The sequence below is a fragment of the Candidatus Fukatsuia endosymbiont of Tuberolachnus salignus genome (assembly GCF_964030845.1).
GTDB lineage: Bacteria > Pseudomonadota > Gammaproteobacteria > Enterobacterales > Enterobacteriaceae > Fukatsuia > Fukatsuia symbiotica.
Genome location: NZ_OZ034983.1, coordinates 2,835,890 through 2,851,240, shown reverse-complemented (window position 1 = coordinate 2,851,240; position 15,351 = coordinate 2,835,890). Strand labels below are relative to the sequence as shown.

Below are 15,351 nucleotides of genomic sequence, written 5' to 3'. Positions count from 1 at the left end.
ATATGTCGAAACAACAGATTGGTGTTGTCGGTATGGCGGTGATGGGGCGTAACCTGGCGCTCAACATTGAGAGTCGTGGTTATTCAGTGGCGATTTTTAACCGTTCAGAGGATAAAACAAAGGAAGTCGTCAACGAACATCCTGGAAAAAATGTATTTCCTTGTTATAGCATCGAAGAATTCGTTGAGTCACTGGAAATACCGCGGCGTATTCTGCTGATGGTGAAAGCGGGTGAAGCCACTGATAAAACCATTGCCTCTCTGATTCCTCATTTAAAGCGAGGTGATATTCTGATCGATGGTGGCAATAGCCACTATCAGGATACCCTTCGTCGTAATCGCGAATTATCTGCGCAAGGTTTTAATTTTATTGGTACCGGTGTTTCTGGTGGTGAAGAGGGGGCATTGAAAGGACCCTCGATCATGCCCGGTGGTCAGAAAGAAGCATACAAGTTAGTGGCCCCGATCTTGGAAAAAATTGCGGCCAAAGTGGATAATGAACCCTGTGTCACCTATATCGGCGCCGATGGTGCCGGACACTATGTCAAAATGGTACACAACGGTATTGAATATGGTGATATGCAACTGATTGCTGAAGCCTATTCATTGCTGAAACTGAAATTGAAGGGTGATAATGACCAATTAGCAGAGATTTTTAGTGAATGGAATAAAGGTGAACTGAATAGTTATCTAATTGAAATAACAGCAAATATACTCATAAAAAAAGGCGATACAGATCGTTATCTGGTTGATGTGATACTCGATGAAGCGGCGAATAAAGGAACAGGCAAATGGACCAGTCAAAGTGCGCTAGATCTTGGCATTCCATTAACATTGATCACTGAAGCGGTTTTTGCCCGTTATCTCTCCTCGTTGAAAGAGCAACGTGTAGCGGCTTACAAGGTGCTCCAGGGTCCGAACAGTCAGCCTTTTAATGGTGATAACAGCGAATTTGTTGAAAAGGTTCGGTGTGCATTGTATTTGGGTAAAATTGTTTCTTATGCACAAGGTTTTCAGCAACTGAAAGCGGCAGCAAAGGAGCATGGCTGGATGCTGAACTACGGTGAAATTGCGCGTATCTTCCGTGCTGGGTGCATTATTCGTGCCCAGTTCTTACAAAAAATTACTGATGCTTATACTGAAGATAAGGATCTTGCCAACCTACTGTTAGCACCTTACTTCACAAAAATCGCGAATGATTATCATCAGGCATTGCGTGATGTGGTGGCTTATGCGGTACAAAATGGCATCCCAACCCCTACTTTTTCTGCTGCGATTGCCTACTACGATAGCTACCGTGCTGCGGTGCTACCTGCCAATCTGATTCAGGCACAGCGCGACTACTTTGGCGCTCATACTTATAAACGCACTGATAAAGAGGGTGTGTTTCATAGTGAATGGACGAGTATTGACTAGATTATTAAGATAACGATCCCCAGTTAACGTTAAATTTATTAATGTCAGCTGGGGAGTTGGTGGTTGATTATGAATGCTATACGATCTTCTTCTTCATCTGAGTGTGCATGACGATCTCGAATGGTCTTTGAGTGTAGTAGCTCAAACTTAACCTGACAGACACAAGCTAAGCGATCGAATTTGTCAGAGTAGTCTGAGTGTGCGATGGTTCAAATAAATTATCGAGTTGTTTTTCTTTTACTAACTCTTTTGATGCAATCCAAGTTTCCCAGGGGGTTTTGCCATAACAATACCAGCCTGAATGAGGTCGCTCTCTGTTGTAGAATGCGAGCCATTTATCGATGTCTTGCTGAATGTCTTCCAATGATGAATAAATTTTACGCCGAAACATCACGTCATAGCCTTCATTTTTCATCGTCTTATGAAACCGCTCACAGATACCATTAGTCTGCGGGCTGTATGCCTTGGTCCGCGTATGCTCGATATCTTCTAGCTCCAGGTAAAGCTGATACGCATGGGTTTCCTTTTTCCCCGAGTATTCTGACCCTCTGTCGGTCAGGATACGCAATAAGGGAACCGCTTGCTCATCATATAATGGCAGCACCTGATCGTTTAACATATCTGCGGCAACCAAGGCATTTTTCTCTGTATAGACCTTGGCAAAAGCGACTTTGGAATAGGTATCAACAAAGGTCTGCTGATAAATTTTACCCACACCTTTAATGTGCCCCACGTAGTAAGTATCCTGAGAGCCGAGATAGCCCGGATGTTGCGTTTCAATTTGTCCATGAGCTTCTCGTTTATCCTGCACTTTTTCTAATGCTTGCAGTTGGGCTTCCGTCAGTAAGTACCCCTCCTGCGCTACTTTGGCTTCCAAGGCAGAAAGGCGTTTCTTGATATTTTCCAGGTCAGATACCGTCTTGCCCATCATGATGCAAGTGCTATTTTTGTATCGAATGGGATGCCTGATTTCAGCACACCATACGCCAGTTGGAGTAATTTGCGCATTGCCGCACAGACGCCCATTTTACCCCCTTTATGGCGTGATACGAGTCGTTGCCACTGTGCTTTCACTATCGGATTACAAGAAAGGGCAGCCAGAGCGGGCATATACAACGCTTTCCTGAGCTCGGTATGACCCCGTTTTGATAGGCGGCTCCGTCCTTTAAATAAACCTGATTCACAAAGTTTTGGGTTAAGCCCGGCATAGGCCACCACTGCCTTACTGTTAGTGAATTTTGACACATTACCCACATACGCCAGCAAACTGGCACTTAGTATTTCACCGATACCAGGAATACTCTCCAGCAACGCTTTATTTTTCTTTAAGTCAGGATCGTTATCGATATGGTTTTTTATTTTTTCTTTGGTGGCCTGGATTTGTTGTTTAAGTGCAGAAATGATTTCAAGCAGTGAGGATTGAACGACATCGTCAGCCACTGATTGCCGATTTTCTTGCATTTGCCTCATTTCCTCTAAACTCTTTAGATGGCGTACTAGCGCGGTTAATTGACGTTCGCTCAAGGGAGGAGGAGTCCAGAGGACAGGTGTATGCAGTGCGCAGTAGCGCACTATCATTTTTGCATCCCCCTGATCCGTCTTGTTCCGACTCAGTTCACTCTCACCAAAGGCATGAATACGTGATGGGTTTTCTAGGCTGACGTCAATGCCATTATCAACTAAGAACATAGCCAGTGGAACACTGTAACTCCCTGTGGCTTCGAGACAAATATGACAATCCCCGTAAGGGATAAGCCATTTCAGTAGTTGGCTAAATCCAGAGGGGGTATTCGGGAATGCTTTTGTTTTATACTTTTTTCTCTCTACCCACACTGCAACATCGAATTTTAATTTGGCAACATCAATACCCACTGCGGTCTTGTCCATGGCTGATTCTCCCATGAAAAACAGATAATTAAATGATCGCCCCGACCTTCCTTATAAATACGTGCTCTTAGCACAAGATACCGTTCGGTCTTACAGGCGACGATAAATATGTCACCGGGGTTTTATCTGACTGCACAAGCTTTAAGCCTAAGGGCGCAAACAAACTCTCCGGTGACATCCCAATGATCAGTTGGGGATCATCAACCTTTGAAAGTTAATAATCAAGATATAAGGGCGCAACCAAACCGAGCGAACACCACTGCCGGAAATCATTATCCCCTGTCGGTTAAGTTCATTCGCCACACGGTGCTGACCATAAGCAGGATAGTCGTAAGCCATATTCACCACCGCTTGTTCTATATGCGGCTCCACTCGATTTTTTTCGAGTGGTTTTTTACGGCTTATTTCCACCAAGGCTGGCTCACCTCCCTGCTCATACAGCTTTTTAAAACGCTAATAACTGTCTCTGCTGTAGCCCATGACTTTACACGCTGACTGAACATTACACAGCTGTTTTGCCAGGTCAAGTAAGCCGAGTTTCGGTTTGATTATTTTTGCTGTTTGATTCATTTCTAACACGCCTTCATTTAATATTAAATATATTGAAATGTCAGATTAAATTCAAATTTTTACATATTAACCTGTTCAAAACGCTTATCAATCTGCTCAAACCGCTTATCAACCTGTTCAAACCGTATATCCATATCTTTACGTAGGTCGGTTATTTTAGCGTCGGTTTTTTCAAATCCGGCGTCCATATCTTTACGTAGGTCGGTTATTTTAGCATCTGTTTTTTCAAATCCGGCGTCCATATCCTTACGTAGGTCGGTTATTTTAGCGTCGGTTTTTTCAAATCCGGCGTCCATATCTTTACGTAGGTCGGTTATTTTAGCATCTGTTTTTTCAAATCCGGCGTCCATATCCTTACGTAGGTCGGTTATTTTAGCATCTGTTTTTTCAAATCCGGCGTCCATATCCTTACGTAGGTCGGTTATTTTAGCATCTGTTTTTTCAAATCCGGCGTCCATATCCTTACGTAAATCGGTTATTTTAGCATCGGTTCTTTCAAAATTGGCATCTATACCCTTACCTAAATCACCCAGATCACGCTTAGTGGTGACATCTACAGCTTCGTGAGATTGACGGATAACGAAAGAAATTGCTCTAGCGTGAGGCGTTAAAATACCTGCCTTTTCAAGGTTTTCTACAACCTGTTGTGTATCAAGTGCAACCAATGCCATTTTTACATGCTCCTTAATCGATCACCATGCTATGGCTGTAGCCGTATAAATTGATTCAAAACAAAGGGTCAGAAAAGAGAGTGTCGATATCGCATTGTCGTTTCCTACGAAGGGCTTTAGCCTGAGCCCATTTGTGCTCAATTGGGTTGAGGTCAGGAGAATACGTCGGGAGATATTCCAGAATAAAACCGGATTTTTGTCTAGCAGACTGGATATCCTGGCGTTTGTGAAAGCTCACATTATCCATCACGATGACAGCCCCTTGAGGGATTTTTGGCAGTCAGTCTTGGGTTACCCACGCATAACAAATATCGCTATTGATATTATATTCAAAGGCACAAACGGTGGTTAATTTTCCGTTAAGCTGAGCGCCGATGACATTGGTACGCGCTTTAGCGTGCCAATCATGTTGACCGTAACACCGCTTACCTTTAGTTCAATAGCCGTAGAGGCGGGGCATGTCATGAGCAAAACCGCTTTCATCCACGTAAATAATGGGGGTCTCGCTGGCTTCATAGGCCTGGATCTTGACCTGAAAATCTTCTCGGGATTGGACGTTGGCTTTTGGATGATAAAATGTTTTTTTTATAGCTAAACCCTGCCCGTTTTAACGCATGGCAGATACCTCTAGCGCTCACTCCCATACGTTGGGCTTGCTCGTATTGAGACGCGTCAGGGTAGGTTTCCACATCAAGAATCAACGCCGCTCGAGCTATTTTACTGGCGGGTTTATCACGTGTCAGACAAGGTTCTATTCGTTTAGCCCAGCGCATTAGACCTGCGGTTCCAATACAAAAACGTGTGGCCGTTTGGGCATATGTAAGCTTTTCTTCCTCTTTAATAGCCAATACATGTTGGCGAAATTTTAATGGATAAGTCATCTCGAAATTATACATCAATTTATACAGCCTACGCTATATTCCCGGTATAATGCTAAATATGTCCCGCAGTATATACTTTTTTGTTTGTTGAGGGAGTCAGATTTTTCCTAGAGGAAAAATGGCCATTAGACTTCTGTTGTCTGTCAGAGTTGGTTTAATCAATCTGGTTCGGCGTAACAGGAAAATATACTTGTCCAGAACTAAGGTTAGATTGGATCAGCCTATTAAGATTTTTGATATATTAAACTTTATTGATTTTTTTTGAGTAGTCTAAAATAATTAACCCCCCAGTTAACGTTAGTAATACTAATTTTAATTGGGGGGAGTGTTTTATAGAGTCATTGATTCTATTTTAATAATTATAAGAGCTGTACCTGATAGGTATTTATAGGTAACTGTCAACGTTCGTCCTGCTTGGATTCTGTATTAGAAAAAGATTCCCAGGAACGACTTTCCCAATAATAACTTTTAAGCTCAGTCTCAATCTAAAAAAATCAGACCCTATTAGCGATATAAAATTATCTCTAGTTTCATTTTTTCTCAATTCATCATTTTCAGGCGTGCTTATCTTAAGTAAATTATCCCTTTCTATTTTAGTGGATTTAAGCAATTGTTGAATATCTTGATATGCTTTGAAGGCTTTTGCTGTTTCTTTTTCAGCTTCTACCTCATTCCCAACGTTTGCAGCCTTTATTGTCTTTTCTTTAGATTGTGTAGCTTTATTTTCTATAAACTCCGCAGTCTTTAAATTGTTTGCAGCTATTGTAATATTTTTTTGCATTTCTCTAAGCGAATCAGAATTTTTGGTAGGTGTACTGACATAATATTCTAAATTTGTTCTCATTTCTGTAACGTGTTCTTTTAAAATTTGCACAAGTTTATTTGACTCGGATTCGTATTGCGATGCATGTTTGACATGGGGTAATGCAAATTCACGGTTTTGGATTTTTTGGTATACAGCAGAGTTATTAGCTAAAAACTCATCTTCAGATAGACTATCTTTTAGAAAGCAATCCACATCATTATTTAAATTTATCAATTTGTTAAAGAAAGCAATCTTTTCATCCTTATTAGCATCTGTTATATCAAACATTCTTGTGGCTAAATCGATTGTATAGCTGCTAATTTCGCCTTTAAAAGCCGTTTCTTTCCCGGTTATCATCGGATTTGACTTTATAATATCACTTTTAAGATCAGTCATTTCTTTCTGGTAACTATTTTTCACTTGCTCCAACTCTTCTAGTCTTTCTTGAGTGGTATTTTTGTAAAAATCCTGAAAAGTTTTAAGAAGATTAGTGGGTAGCGCCGGATCTGTGGCTACAGGAGTTGTGGTAGGTATAGCAGGAATGGAAGGAGCAGGACGACTAGGCACAGCCACTGTAGCAGCTGGGGTAGGTGCATGTTTCTTTTTTTTATATTCTTGTCCAGCTAAAAGTTCTTGTAATGCTCTTTTTTTATTAGCAGATAGAGCCGGTTTTTTCAATTTCTTGTTGATACACGCTATATTATGGCGTGCTATTTTATGTTTTTCACTTGAACTGAGTCTTTGACCTGAAATTCTTCCGATGAAAGATTCTTTGAAATAATTTCTTGCTATTAAACCTTTTTGTTTTTTATTATTAGTAGATGCAGTAGATGCAGTAGATGCAGTAGATGCAGTAGATGCAGTAGATGCAGTAGATGCAGTAGATGCAGTAGATGCAGTAGATGCAGTAGATGCAGTAGATGCAGTAGATGCAGTAGATGCAGTAGATGCAGTAGATGCAGTAGATGCAGTAGATGCAGTAGATGCAGTAGATGCAGTAGATGCAGTAGATGCAGTAGATGCAGTAGATGCAGTAGATGCAGTAGATGCAGTAGATGCAGTAGATGCAGTAGATGCAGTAGATGCAGTAGATGCAGTAGATGCAGTAGATGCAGTAGATGCAGTAGATGCAGTAGATGCAGTAGATGCAGTAGATGCAGTAGATGCAGTAGATGCAGTAGATGCAGTAGATGCAGTAGATGCAGTAGATGCAGTAGATGCAGCGGGTGTAGTAGATACGGCGGGTGCAGTAGATGTACTAGTAGATACATTGCTACTCGGACCTTTAGGATACATACCTGTCCCTGTTATCTGAAAACTGAATGTAGCAGTGAGCGTCCCGTTATTCTCACTAAATTTTCCACGTATTTGCCCTATAGAAATTGTATTTTGATGCTGTAATTTTGCCTGAAGACACATAATTATTATCTCATTGTTATTTAAAAAAACGGTTTAAAAGATTTATTTTCAATAGTCAAAATATTACATTTTATTTGATTTTAAAAATATCAAAAAACGCCCATTAAATAGATAATAATTTTTGATTCAAGAAAAAAATGACTTTATTTTACTTATTTATACAAAACTTTAAAAATAATCACATTAACGACTTGGTAATAATGATTTTCTGGATGTTAGCAGAATTTATGCGAGAGTCAACGAGAAACTAAACGTAGGTGAGATGGGGTTAAATTATAATGGCGAGGTACGTTTAGTTAATCTTATCAGAGCAGCTAAACGTACAGGCTACTAAATTATTTGAGTTGTTACTGTATAATAGGGTTGCTAGACTATTTTCCCTTTTTGCCATTGAAATATATTATTGAGCATGATATTTTTGTAAATTATATGAGATCAACCTATCTGTTTTCCTCGTTTGGTTTATTATTTTTCAGACAATCCTCTAGAATTTTTGTAGGTATGCCTGCCATGCGTTCTTCTTCTATTCCTGACGCAAATTTGTCTTTCAACATCTTTAAAAATTGCGTTCTTTCCTCTTTTTTTGCTATTTTTTTTCTCTCGTTACTTATCATTTTAATGAAGGGACCTATTAATTTCATGATATAGCTTGGTCTTTTAGATGTTGTATTATTATTTTCTAATTTTAAACTGGAATTTCTTCCTTGAATGAAAGAATTAGAATCTCCAAAACCATCGATGGTTATTGATACTCCAACTGAACGAGATACTCCCATATCCATAATTATCCTCTCATAGTTATTTTCTCACTGTTATTTTTAAAAAGTAAAACCACATTACACCCTGTTGTGTTTTCAAAATATCAAAAAAGGGTTAAAATTTTAAAATAAAAACATAAATAGAAAAAACACGACATATTTATCGAGGTTTTTCTATTAATTCATTTATTATATTTATGTTATATTATTAATGCTACTGCCAGATAAATAAGTGGTAAATAATTACTAAGGGGTTTGGGCTAATAGTTTTACTGCCGTACCCTTTATACAGATCATCAGCATATTACCGCCTTTACCTATCATCTGATAATCAATAGTGATGCCAACAACCGCATGCGCGCCTAATTCTTCAGCCTGTATTTGCAGTTTAGTAAAAGCATTCTCACGGGCTTTACGCAGTGCTAATTCATAGCCTTTTACCCGACCACCAATGAGATCACGTATACCGGTGAGAAAACCTTGAAACGCATTGATATTCAGCATGACTTCACTACTGACGATGCTGCAGTATTCGCTAATGATAAACCCTTGCAGGGTTGGGGTAGTAGATAATTGCATGCACGCTTCCTTAGAACCTGTTCGCAATCTCTTGTGCTCGCATTTAGACTAGATGCCAAGCAACCGGGTAATTTGTTCCTTGAACAGCAAACCCAAGGTCGCAGCATAAAGAAACCATTGAATGCGATCGAATTTGGATTCAAGCTTATCAAAACGTTTTTCAGATTGATCAAAACGTTTATCAACTTGTTCAAACTGTACATCCATATCCTTGCGGACTTCGGCTATTGCAGCCGACAGATCTTTACGGAATCCGGCTATTGCTGTGTCAGTCTTTCCAAATCTGGCATCGATATCCCTATGTAAGTTCAAGGTCACGCTTAGTGGCGACGTCTACAGTTTCGTGAGATTTACGAATAACGAAAGAGATGGCTCTAGCATGAGATGTCAAGACACCGGCCTTTTCAAGGTCTTCTACAACTTGTTGTGTATCAAATGCGACCAATGCCATTTGTATGCTCCTTATTGTTTGGCAGTAGAATGCTTCGAATCCGGTAAAGGTACTGAATCTTTCCTCTAGATGCAACCTAGTTCGATAATGGTTTCATGCGATTATTTTGTGATTAACGCACAAAAATTGCATAATTATTCGATAACAGTTACCCTTATCAGCATCATTAATTATTCATATTTTTAGCATGAATATTCAACTTAACGCCATTAATTGTTACTACGGTTCACATCAGGCATTGTTCAACGTTACCTTAGACTGCCCTGCAGGAGAAACATTGGTGTTGCTGGGGCCCAGTGGTGCCGGTAAAAGCTCGTTATTGCGGGTGTTGAATCTGTTGGAAATACCCCGCTCAGGGTCACTGGCGATTGCGGGTAACCAATTTGATTTTAGCCAAAAGCTGAAAGCAACCGCTATCCGCGAACTGCGCCGTAATGTGGGCATTGTTTTTCAGCAATATCATCTGTGGCCACATCTCAATGTCATGCAAAATCTGATAGAAGCGCCTTGCCGGGTATTAGATCTGTCAAAAGAAGAAGCACGAGAGCGTGCGCAAAGATTGCTGAGCCGTTTAGGTTTAACCGATTTTGCTCAGCGTTTTCCTTTGCATCTCTCTGGTGGTCAGCAACAACGGGTGGCGATTGCCCGTGCGCTAATGATGGAACCTCGGGTATTGTTATTTGATGAGCCTACCGCGGCATTAGACCCGGGAATAACCGCACAAATAGTGAACATTATCCGTGAATTATCGGCAACCGGGATCACGCAGGTGATAGTGACTCATGAAGTTGAAGTAGCACGTAAAACTGCCAGTCGAGTAGTTTATATGGAAAAGGGGCATGTGATCGAGCAAGGTAATGCCAGTCATTTTACCGCGCCCAAAACCGCAGCTTTTGCTCATTATTTGTCACATTGATATTTATTAAGGATATAAGATGAAAAAATTAATCATTACTGTGTTTATTGCCAGTCTCAATTTTACTGTTTTTGCTGCTAAGCCGATTAGCTTTGCGACAGAAGCCTCTTACCCCCCTTTTGAATTTATTGGCGCCGATAATGAAATACAGGGTTTTGATATTGAATTGGCACAGGCTCTGTGTAAAAAAATGGACGTCCCCTGTAATTTTACTAATCAAGCGTTTGACAGTTTGATTCCAAGTTTGAAATTTCGTCGTTTTGACGCAATTATTTCGGGGATGGATATTACTGCCGAGCGTTTGAAACAAGTTGATTTCAGTAAACCTTATTATGAAAATTCCGCGCTATTTATTACGCGTAACGTGCTTAAGCAGAAAAACACAATCACGGATATCGGTTCATTGCGTGGTAAACGTGTTGGTATGCAAAATGGCACGACTCACCAACAATTTTTACAGCAAGAACATCCCGAAATTACTACCGTTCCCTATGACAGCTATCAAAATGCGATCCTAGATCTAAAAAATGATCGTCTGGATGCGGTATTTGGTGATACCGCCGTGGTGAATGAGTGGCTAAAAAAGAATAAGACCCTGGTCGCTGTTGGCGATAAGATTACCGATGCTCATTATTTCGGTAGTGGTTTGGGGATTGCAGTGCGTCACAACAATACTGAGTTGCTGAATAAATTAAATGCGGCCTTGGTACAGGTAAGACAGGATGGCACTTATCAAACCCTCTACAATAAGTGGTTTAAACAGTAGACGGCTCGGGGGGTGGGTTTTATGAATGACTTTCAGTCTTTGGTTAATGCTGCAGGGATGACCGTTGGCCTCGCTGTCTGTGCATTAATTTCTGGTTTGCTGTTAGCGATGCTATTTGCTGTTTGGGAGTCGTCACGTTGGCGGTTTTTTCGTTATCTCGGTACCTCTCTTGTCACGTTGTTACGCGGATTACCAGAAATTTTGGTGGTTCTTTTCATCTATTTTGGCTCTTCTCAGTTATTGATGTTGTTGTCTGATGGATTCACGTTGAATTTTTATCTGTTTCAATTACCGCTCAGATTGAATATCGATAGTTTTGAAGTGAGTCCTTTTTTATGTGCAGTGATTGCTCTGGCTTTGCTCTATGCTGCCTATGCTTCACAAACTCTACGTGGTGCGCTGAAAGCCGTGCCGATCAGTCAGTGGGAATCGGCTCAGGCATTGGCTCTCAAGCCCGCCGTGATTTTCTTCCGGCTGATTATGCCGCAAATGTGGCGTCATGCACTGCCTGGTTTGGGTAATCAATGGTTGGTGTTATTGAAGGATACCGCATTAGTATCATTGATCAGCGTTAACGATTTGATGTTACAAACTAAAAGCATTGCCACCCGTACTCAGGAACCTTTCACCTGGTATCTTATTGTGGCAATGATTTATCTGGTGATCACTTTACTGAGTCAGTACCTGATTAAGTGGATTGAATTCCGTACTACAGATTTTGAACGGAACTTGGCTGATGTTTGAATATTTACCCGAGATAATCAAAGGATTGTACACCAGTCTGACGCTGACTATGGCATCACTGTTGCTTGCATTGTTGCTGGCCGTGCTATTTACCATCGTTTTGACAATGGATTTTTTACGACAGCGTGGCGAGTGTTGTGGCGTCAAGATGCAGGATGCACACCCTGTAGCGGGTTTCATGGCAAGAAGTATCATCAAAACACCGTTGCTAGCACCTTTAGTAAAAATCTATATCACCCTGTTTACCGGTACTCCTCTACTGGTTCAGATTTTTTTGATTTATTACGGTTCAGGGCAATTCCCGTCAATTCGTGAGTACCCGTGGCTATGGGATCTGCTGTCACAACCTTGGCTGTGTGCCATGATAGCACTGGCACTAAACAGTGCTGCTTACAGTACTCAGTTGTTTTATGGCACAGTGCGGGCCATTCCCCAAGGTCAGTGGCAAGCTTGTGTTGCTCTAGGTATGTCAAGGATGCAGTCCTTGCGGATTTTACTTCCTTTCGCATTGAAACGATCGCTTTCTTCATACTCTAATGAAGTAATATTGGTGTTTAAAAGTACTTCTTTGGCCTATACCATTACGTTGATGGAGGTAATGGGTTACAGCCAAATGATATACGGTCGTACTTATGACGTCATGGTGTTTGCTGCAACCGCTGTCGTCTACTTGTGTATTAACGGGTTATTAACGTTGTTAATGCGTTTAGTCGAGCAGCGCGCCTTGGCTTTTGAACGCTGTAATTGATAATTAACCGCTTGGATATAGGAGATCACGTGGTGCAATCTATTTTTAAAGGAATTTTGGTTGTCTTATTATTGTTTAGTGCTCAGGCTATTTCATCATCGACCTTGTTAGAAAAACCCCGTGTCACTATTGCGGTGGGAGGAAAGAGTGTTCTTTATAATCTCCCGCTGACCATTGCACAGCAGCGAGGCTATTTCGAACAGGCCGGATTGCACGTTGAAATTGTTGATTTCGCAGGTGGCGGCAAGGCGTTGCAAGCGATGATTGGCGGCAGTGCCGATGTGGTCAGTGGTGCGTACGAGCATACGATCAAATTACAAGCAAAAAATCAGTACATTACCGCGTTCATCATGACAGGCTTAGCACCACAGATTGTTGTCGGCGTCTCACGAAAAACCTTGCCCAATTATCGTCAGATTGCCGATTTAAAAGGAAAGAAAATCGGTATTAGCTCACCAGGTTCCTCCACCAATATGGTGGCGAGTTTTGTCCTGGCAAAAGGAGGTTTAACACCACAGGACGTCTCTTTTATTGGTGTTGGCACTTCAGCTGGTGCTGTTGATGCGCTACGCTCAGGACGTATTGATGCTATCGCCAACACAGAACCTGTCATTTCTTTACTCGAAAAAAATAACGAGATTACTGTTATTGCCGATACTCGCACATTGTCAGGCACTGAAGCCATTTTCGGTGGTGCGATGCCAGCGGGTTCTCTTTACGCTCAAGGATCCTTTCTAAAGGATAACCCCGCTACCGTACAGGCACTGACCCAAGCCATGCTTAAAGCACTACACTGGCTCAGCACAGCTTCACCCGAGGAAGTTGCAGCTGTGGTGCCTAAAAATTATTTACAAGGCGATCCCGAACTTTATAAAACGGCTTACGCTAATATCCGTCATGCTATATCAAAAGATGGGCTATTCTCCCCTGCTGCGGCGAAAACAGCATTACATGCGCTGGCGACATTCAACCCCAGTATTCACCCTGAAAATATCGATCTTTCTCGTACCTGGACTAATCACTATGTATTAGTTGCACAACAGGTATTATCTGAGCAGCAGCATGCACTTTAATCAGCCTTCTGGAAAAATAGAAGACAAGGCACTGTGGTTGCATGCGGTTTCATATCACTATGTGAACTCACTGGATCCTTTGGAAAGGTTGATTGTACTGGCGGAAACCACCTTGACGGTCAATGCCGGAGAGTTTGTTGCTGTCGTTGGTCCAACGGGTTGCGGAAAATCGACGTTACTGAATCTTTGTGCGGGGTTGATAGCGCCTTCTTCGGGGCACATCCTGGTATTTAATGAACCATTGAACGGTATTAATCAGCGTGCAGGGTACATGTTTCAAAAAGAAGTGTTAATGCCTTGGTTCACCGTGCTGGAAAATGTGGTATTAGGGTTAACCTACCGTGGTATGTCACCCGGAGAGTCTAGTACTCGAGGAAGGGAATGGTTGACACGTGTAGGGCTGGCAGCCTCAGCAGATCGCTATCCTTCTCAGCTTTCTGGCGGAATGCGTAAGCGTGTGGCATTGGCACAAACACTGATCCTTGATCCAGATATCATTTTGATGGATGAACCTTTTTCTTCACTGGATATACAGACACGTCAGCTGATGGAAAATGAATTGCTGGCGTTGTGGGAGAAGAAAAAAAGTGCGGTGCTATTTATCACCCACGATCTGGACGAAGCGATTGCTCTGGCAGACCGGGTGGTTGTGCTTTCGGCTGGCCCCGCTACGCGCCCGATAGGAGAATTTGATGTTTCTCTGCCACGTCCACGAGATGTGGCAGAAATCAGAAGCCATCCCGATTTTGTTGCACTACATCGTAATATTTGGGATGTGCTACGTAGCGAAGTGCTTAAAAACTATCAACATGGTTTGTCTCATGATCATGAAGTGTAAAAACGTTAACATCTCCCCGACCGCCTTGTTACTGGGAAAACTTCTATTGCTTGGCTGTTTTTTGACGCTATGGGAGATCATGTCATGGAACCCGCAACTGGCATTTTTTTTCGGCGAACCTTGTAAGGTACTGATGAATCTCTGGCAATGGTTTACTCAGGGAGAAGGAAAAATGGATATTGAGTGGGGGGATAGGCTGCTTTTCTCTCTCTCTTTTCCGGCGCAGATTTACCCTCATTTAATTATTACGTTAACGGAAACTTTACTTGCGTTTACCTTGGGAACTTTGGCTGGCATGTTGGCTGGGCTTTATCTTGGTGTCTCTCCGTTGGCTTCTGCGCTATTAGCGCCCTATATCAAAGCCGTGAATTCGCTACCACGTGTGATTTTGGCACCCATTTTTGCCATGTGGTTTGGTCTGGGCATTTGGTCAAAAGTTGCGTTTGCTATCACATTAGTATTTTTTGTCGTGTTTTTTAACGTTTATCAGGGTGTGCGTGACGTTAATCCTACACTGTTAGCCAATGTGCGTATGCTAGGTGCGAGCCGGCGACAGCAATTATTGACAGTCTATCTGCCATCCGCTACGTCATGGGTATTCTCCAGCTTGCATACTGCGATCGGCCTGGCCTTTGTGGGTGCCGTTGTGGGTGAGTATTTGGGATCCTCTCGTGGCATTGGTTACTTGATTCTGCAAGCAGAAGGTAACTTTGATATCAATACGATATTGGCAGGTACCTTATTATTAACCCTATGTGCGTTATTACTAGATGTCGGCGTTAATGTCATTGAACGTAAGGCGTTAAGATATCGGCAAGTGAAATAGGTAT

The 15,351-nt window shown here is 41.8% G+C and carries 17 protein-coding genes and 2 pseudogenes; 8 read left to right on the top strand and 11 right to left on the bottom strand.

Going from position 1 to position 15,351, the window contains the following annotated elements; genetic code table 11:
- The first annotated feature begins 2 nt into the window (after positions 1 to 2).
- The gene (gene gndA, locus AAHH42_RS13700) at positions 3 to 1,415 is read left to right on the top strand and encodes an NADP-dependent phosphogluconate dehydrogenase (protein ID WP_342221372.1); all 1,413 of its coding nucleotides are present in this window, start codon (positions 3 to 5) and stop codon (positions 1,413 to 1,415) included.
- Between the two features lie 166 nt (positions 1,416 to 1,581).
- Here gndA and AAHH42_RS13695 read toward each other — a convergent pair.
- The 11 genes and pseudogenes from AAHH42_RS13695 to AAHH42_RS13645 all read right to left on the bottom strand — a co-directional run.
- Positions 1,582 to 2,325, bottom strand: a pseudogene (locus AAHH42_RS13695) (integrase core domain-containing protein); the annotation flags it as partial.
- 17 nt (positions 2,326 to 2,342) lie between these two features.
- Entirely contained in the window at positions 2,343 to 3,317 is a 975-nt protein-coding gene (locus AAHH42_RS13690; protein WP_342221038.1) for an IS110 family transposase, read from the bottom strand.
- A gap of 219 nt (positions 3,318 to 3,536) precedes the next feature.
- Positions 3,537 to 3,872 (bottom strand): annotated as a pseudogene (locus AAHH42_RS13685) (helix-turn-helix domain-containing protein); the annotation flags it as partial.
- Between the two features lie 59 nt (positions 3,873 to 3,931).
- Positions 3,932 to 4,543 carry a hypothetical protein gene (locus AAHH42_RS13680; RefSeq protein WP_342221371.1) on the bottom strand — a complete coding sequence of 204 codons (612 nt, stop codon included), beginning with the start codon at positions 4,541 to 4,543 and terminating at the stop codon, positions 3,932 to 3,934.
- 55 nt (positions 4,544 to 4,598) lie between these two features.
- A complete protein-coding gene (locus AAHH42_RS13675; RefSeq protein WP_240313882.1) occupies positions 4,599 to 4,790 on the bottom strand; it encodes a transposase in 192 nt (63 codons plus the stop codon).
- A gap of 265 nt (positions 4,791 to 5,055) precedes the next feature.
- Complete coding sequence (locus AAHH42_RS13670) at positions 5,056 to 5,439, bottom strand: IS630 transposase-related protein (protein WP_342221370.1); 384 nt, start codon at positions 5,437 to 5,439, stop codon at positions 5,056 to 5,058.
- 370 nt (positions 5,440 to 5,809) lie between these two features.
- A complete protein-coding gene (locus AAHH42_RS13665) occupies positions 5,810 to 7,525 on the bottom strand; it encodes a hypothetical protein (protein ID WP_342221369.1) in 1,716 nt (571 codons plus the stop codon).
- Between the two features lie 563 nt (positions 7,526 to 8,088).
- Complete coding sequence (locus tag AAHH42_RS13660; protein ID WP_342221368.1) at positions 8,089 to 8,424, bottom strand: hypothetical protein; 336 nt, start codon at positions 8,422 to 8,424, stop codon at positions 8,089 to 8,091.
- A gap of 228 nt (positions 8,425 to 8,652) precedes the next feature.
- A complete protein-coding gene (locus AAHH42_RS13655) occupies positions 8,653 to 8,985 on the bottom strand; it encodes a heavy metal-binding domain-containing protein (RefSeq protein WP_072550549.1) in 333 nt (110 codons plus the stop codon).
- A 48-nt stretch (positions 8,986 to 9,033) separates the two neighbouring features.
- On the bottom strand, positions 9,034 to 9,297 hold the full coding sequence (locus AAHH42_RS13650; RefSeq protein WP_342221367.1) for a hypothetical protein: 264 nt from the start codon (positions 9,295 to 9,297) through the stop codon (positions 9,034 to 9,036).
- Positions 9,284 to 9,436 (bottom strand): hypothetical protein, encoded by a 153-nt coding sequence (locus AAHH42_RS13645; RefSeq protein ID WP_342221366.1) that lies wholly within the window; start codon positions 9,434 to 9,436, stop codon positions 9,284 to 9,286. The genes AAHH42_RS13650 and AAHH42_RS13645 overlap by 14 nt, the downstream gene beginning before the upstream one ends.
- A 187-nt stretch (positions 9,437 to 9,623) precedes the next feature.
- Between AAHH42_RS13645 and artP the strand changes: the two genes are divergently transcribed.
- The 7 genes from artP to AAHH42_RS13610 are packed head-to-tail and all read left to right on the top strand — an operon-like array spanning position 9,624 to position 15,347.
- Positions 9,624 to 10,352 carry an arginine ABC transporter ATP-binding protein ArtP gene (gene artP, locus AAHH42_RS13640; RefSeq protein WP_072550551.1) on the top strand — a complete coding sequence of 243 codons (729 nt, stop codon included), beginning with the start codon at positions 9,624 to 9,626 and terminating at the stop codon, positions 10,350 to 10,352.
- Positions 10,353 to 10,371: 19 nt separating this feature from the next.
- Positions 10,372 to 11,118: an arginine ABC transporter substrate-binding protein gene (gene artJ, locus AAHH42_RS13635; RefSeq protein WP_072550552.1), complete on the top strand. Its 747-nt coding sequence runs from the start codon at positions 10,372 to 10,374 to the stop codon at positions 11,116 to 11,118.
- 21 nt (positions 11,119 to 11,139) lie between these two features.
- The gene (gene artQ, locus AAHH42_RS13630; protein ID WP_072550553.1) at positions 11,140 to 11,862 is read left to right on the top strand and encodes an arginine ABC transporter permease ArtQ; all 723 of its coding nucleotides are present in this window, start codon (positions 11,140 to 11,142) and stop codon (positions 11,860 to 11,862) included.
- The gene (gene artM, locus AAHH42_RS13625) at positions 11,855 to 12,610 is read left to right on the top strand and encodes an arginine ABC transporter permease ArtM (RefSeq protein ID WP_072550554.1); all 756 of its coding nucleotides are present in this window, start codon (positions 11,855 to 11,857) and stop codon (positions 12,608 to 12,610) included. Before artQ ends, artM begins: the two co-directional genes overlap by 8 nt.
- A gap of 29 nt (positions 12,611 to 12,639) precedes the next feature.
- Positions 12,640 to 13,683 (top strand): ABC transporter substrate-binding protein, encoded by a 1,044-nt coding sequence (locus AAHH42_RS13620; RefSeq protein ID WP_119797234.1) that lies wholly within the window; start codon positions 12,640 to 12,642, stop codon positions 13,681 to 13,683.
- Positions 13,673 to 14,521 (top strand): ABC transporter ATP-binding protein, encoded by an 849-nt coding sequence (locus AAHH42_RS13615; RefSeq protein ID WP_342221365.1) that lies wholly within the window; start codon positions 13,673 to 13,675, stop codon positions 14,519 to 14,521. Before AAHH42_RS13620 ends, AAHH42_RS13615 begins: the two co-directional genes overlap by 11 nt.
- The gene (locus tag AAHH42_RS13610; RefSeq protein ID WP_119797719.1) at positions 14,511 to 15,347 is read left to right on the top strand and encodes an ABC transporter permease; all 837 of its coding nucleotides are present in this window, start codon (positions 14,511 to 14,513) and stop codon (positions 15,345 to 15,347) included. Before AAHH42_RS13615 ends, AAHH42_RS13610 begins: the two co-directional genes overlap by 11 nt.
- Positions 15,348 to 15,351: the final 4 nt, after the last annotated feature.

Coding starts and splice junctions, on each gene's coding strand:
- gndA (WP_342221372.1), top strand. CDS start 3: ATGTCGAAACAACAGATTGGTGTTGTCGGTATGGCGGTGATGGGGCGT.
- AAHH42_RS13690 (WP_342221038.1), bottom strand. CDS start 3,317: ATGGGAGAATCAGCCATGGACAAGACCGCAGTGGGTATTGATGTTGCC.
- AAHH42_RS13680 (WP_342221371.1), bottom strand. CDS start 4,543: ATGGCATTGGTTGCACTTGATACACAACAGGTTGTAGAAAACCTTGAA.
- AAHH42_RS13675 (WP_240313882.1), bottom strand. CDS start 4,790: ATGGATAATGTGAGCTTTCACAAACGCCAGGATATCCAGTCTGCTAGA.
- AAHH42_RS13670 (WP_342221370.1), bottom strand. CDS start 5,439: ATGTATAATTTCGAGATGACTTATCCATTAAAATTTCGCCAACATGTA.
- AAHH42_RS13665 (WP_342221369.1), bottom strand. CDS start 7,525: ATGTATCCTAAAGGTCCGAGTAGCAATGTATCTACTAGTACATCTACT.
- AAHH42_RS13660 (WP_342221368.1), bottom strand. CDS start 8,424: ATGGGAGTATCTCGTTCAGTTGGAGTATCAATAACCATCGATGGTTTT.
- AAHH42_RS13655 (WP_072550549.1), bottom strand. CDS start 8,985: ATGCAATTATCTACTACCCCAACCCTGCAAGGGTTTATCATTAGCGAA.
- AAHH42_RS13645 (WP_342221366.1), bottom strand. CDS start 9,436: ATGGCATTGGTCGCATTTGATACACAACAAGTTGTAGAAGACCTTGAA.
- artP (WP_072550551.1), top strand. CDS start 9,624: ATGAATATTCAACTTAACGCCATTAATTGTTACTACGGTTCACATCAG.
- artJ (WP_072550552.1), top strand. CDS start 10,372: ATGAAAAAATTAATCATTACTGTGTTTATTGCCAGTCTCAATTTTACT.
- artQ (WP_072550553.1), top strand. CDS start 11,140: ATGAATGACTTTCAGTCTTTGGTTAATGCTGCAGGGATGACCGTTGGC.
- artM (WP_072550554.1), top strand. CDS start 11,855: ATGTTTGAATATTTACCCGAGATAATCAAAGGATTGTACACCAGTCTG.
- AAHH42_RS13615 (WP_342221365.1), top strand. CDS start 13,673: ATGCACTTTAATCAGCCTTCTGGAAAAATAGAAGACAAGGCACTGTGG.
- AAHH42_RS13610 (WP_119797719.1), top strand. CDS start 14,511: ATGAAGTGTAAAAACGTTAACATCTCCCCGACCGCCTTGTTACTGGGA.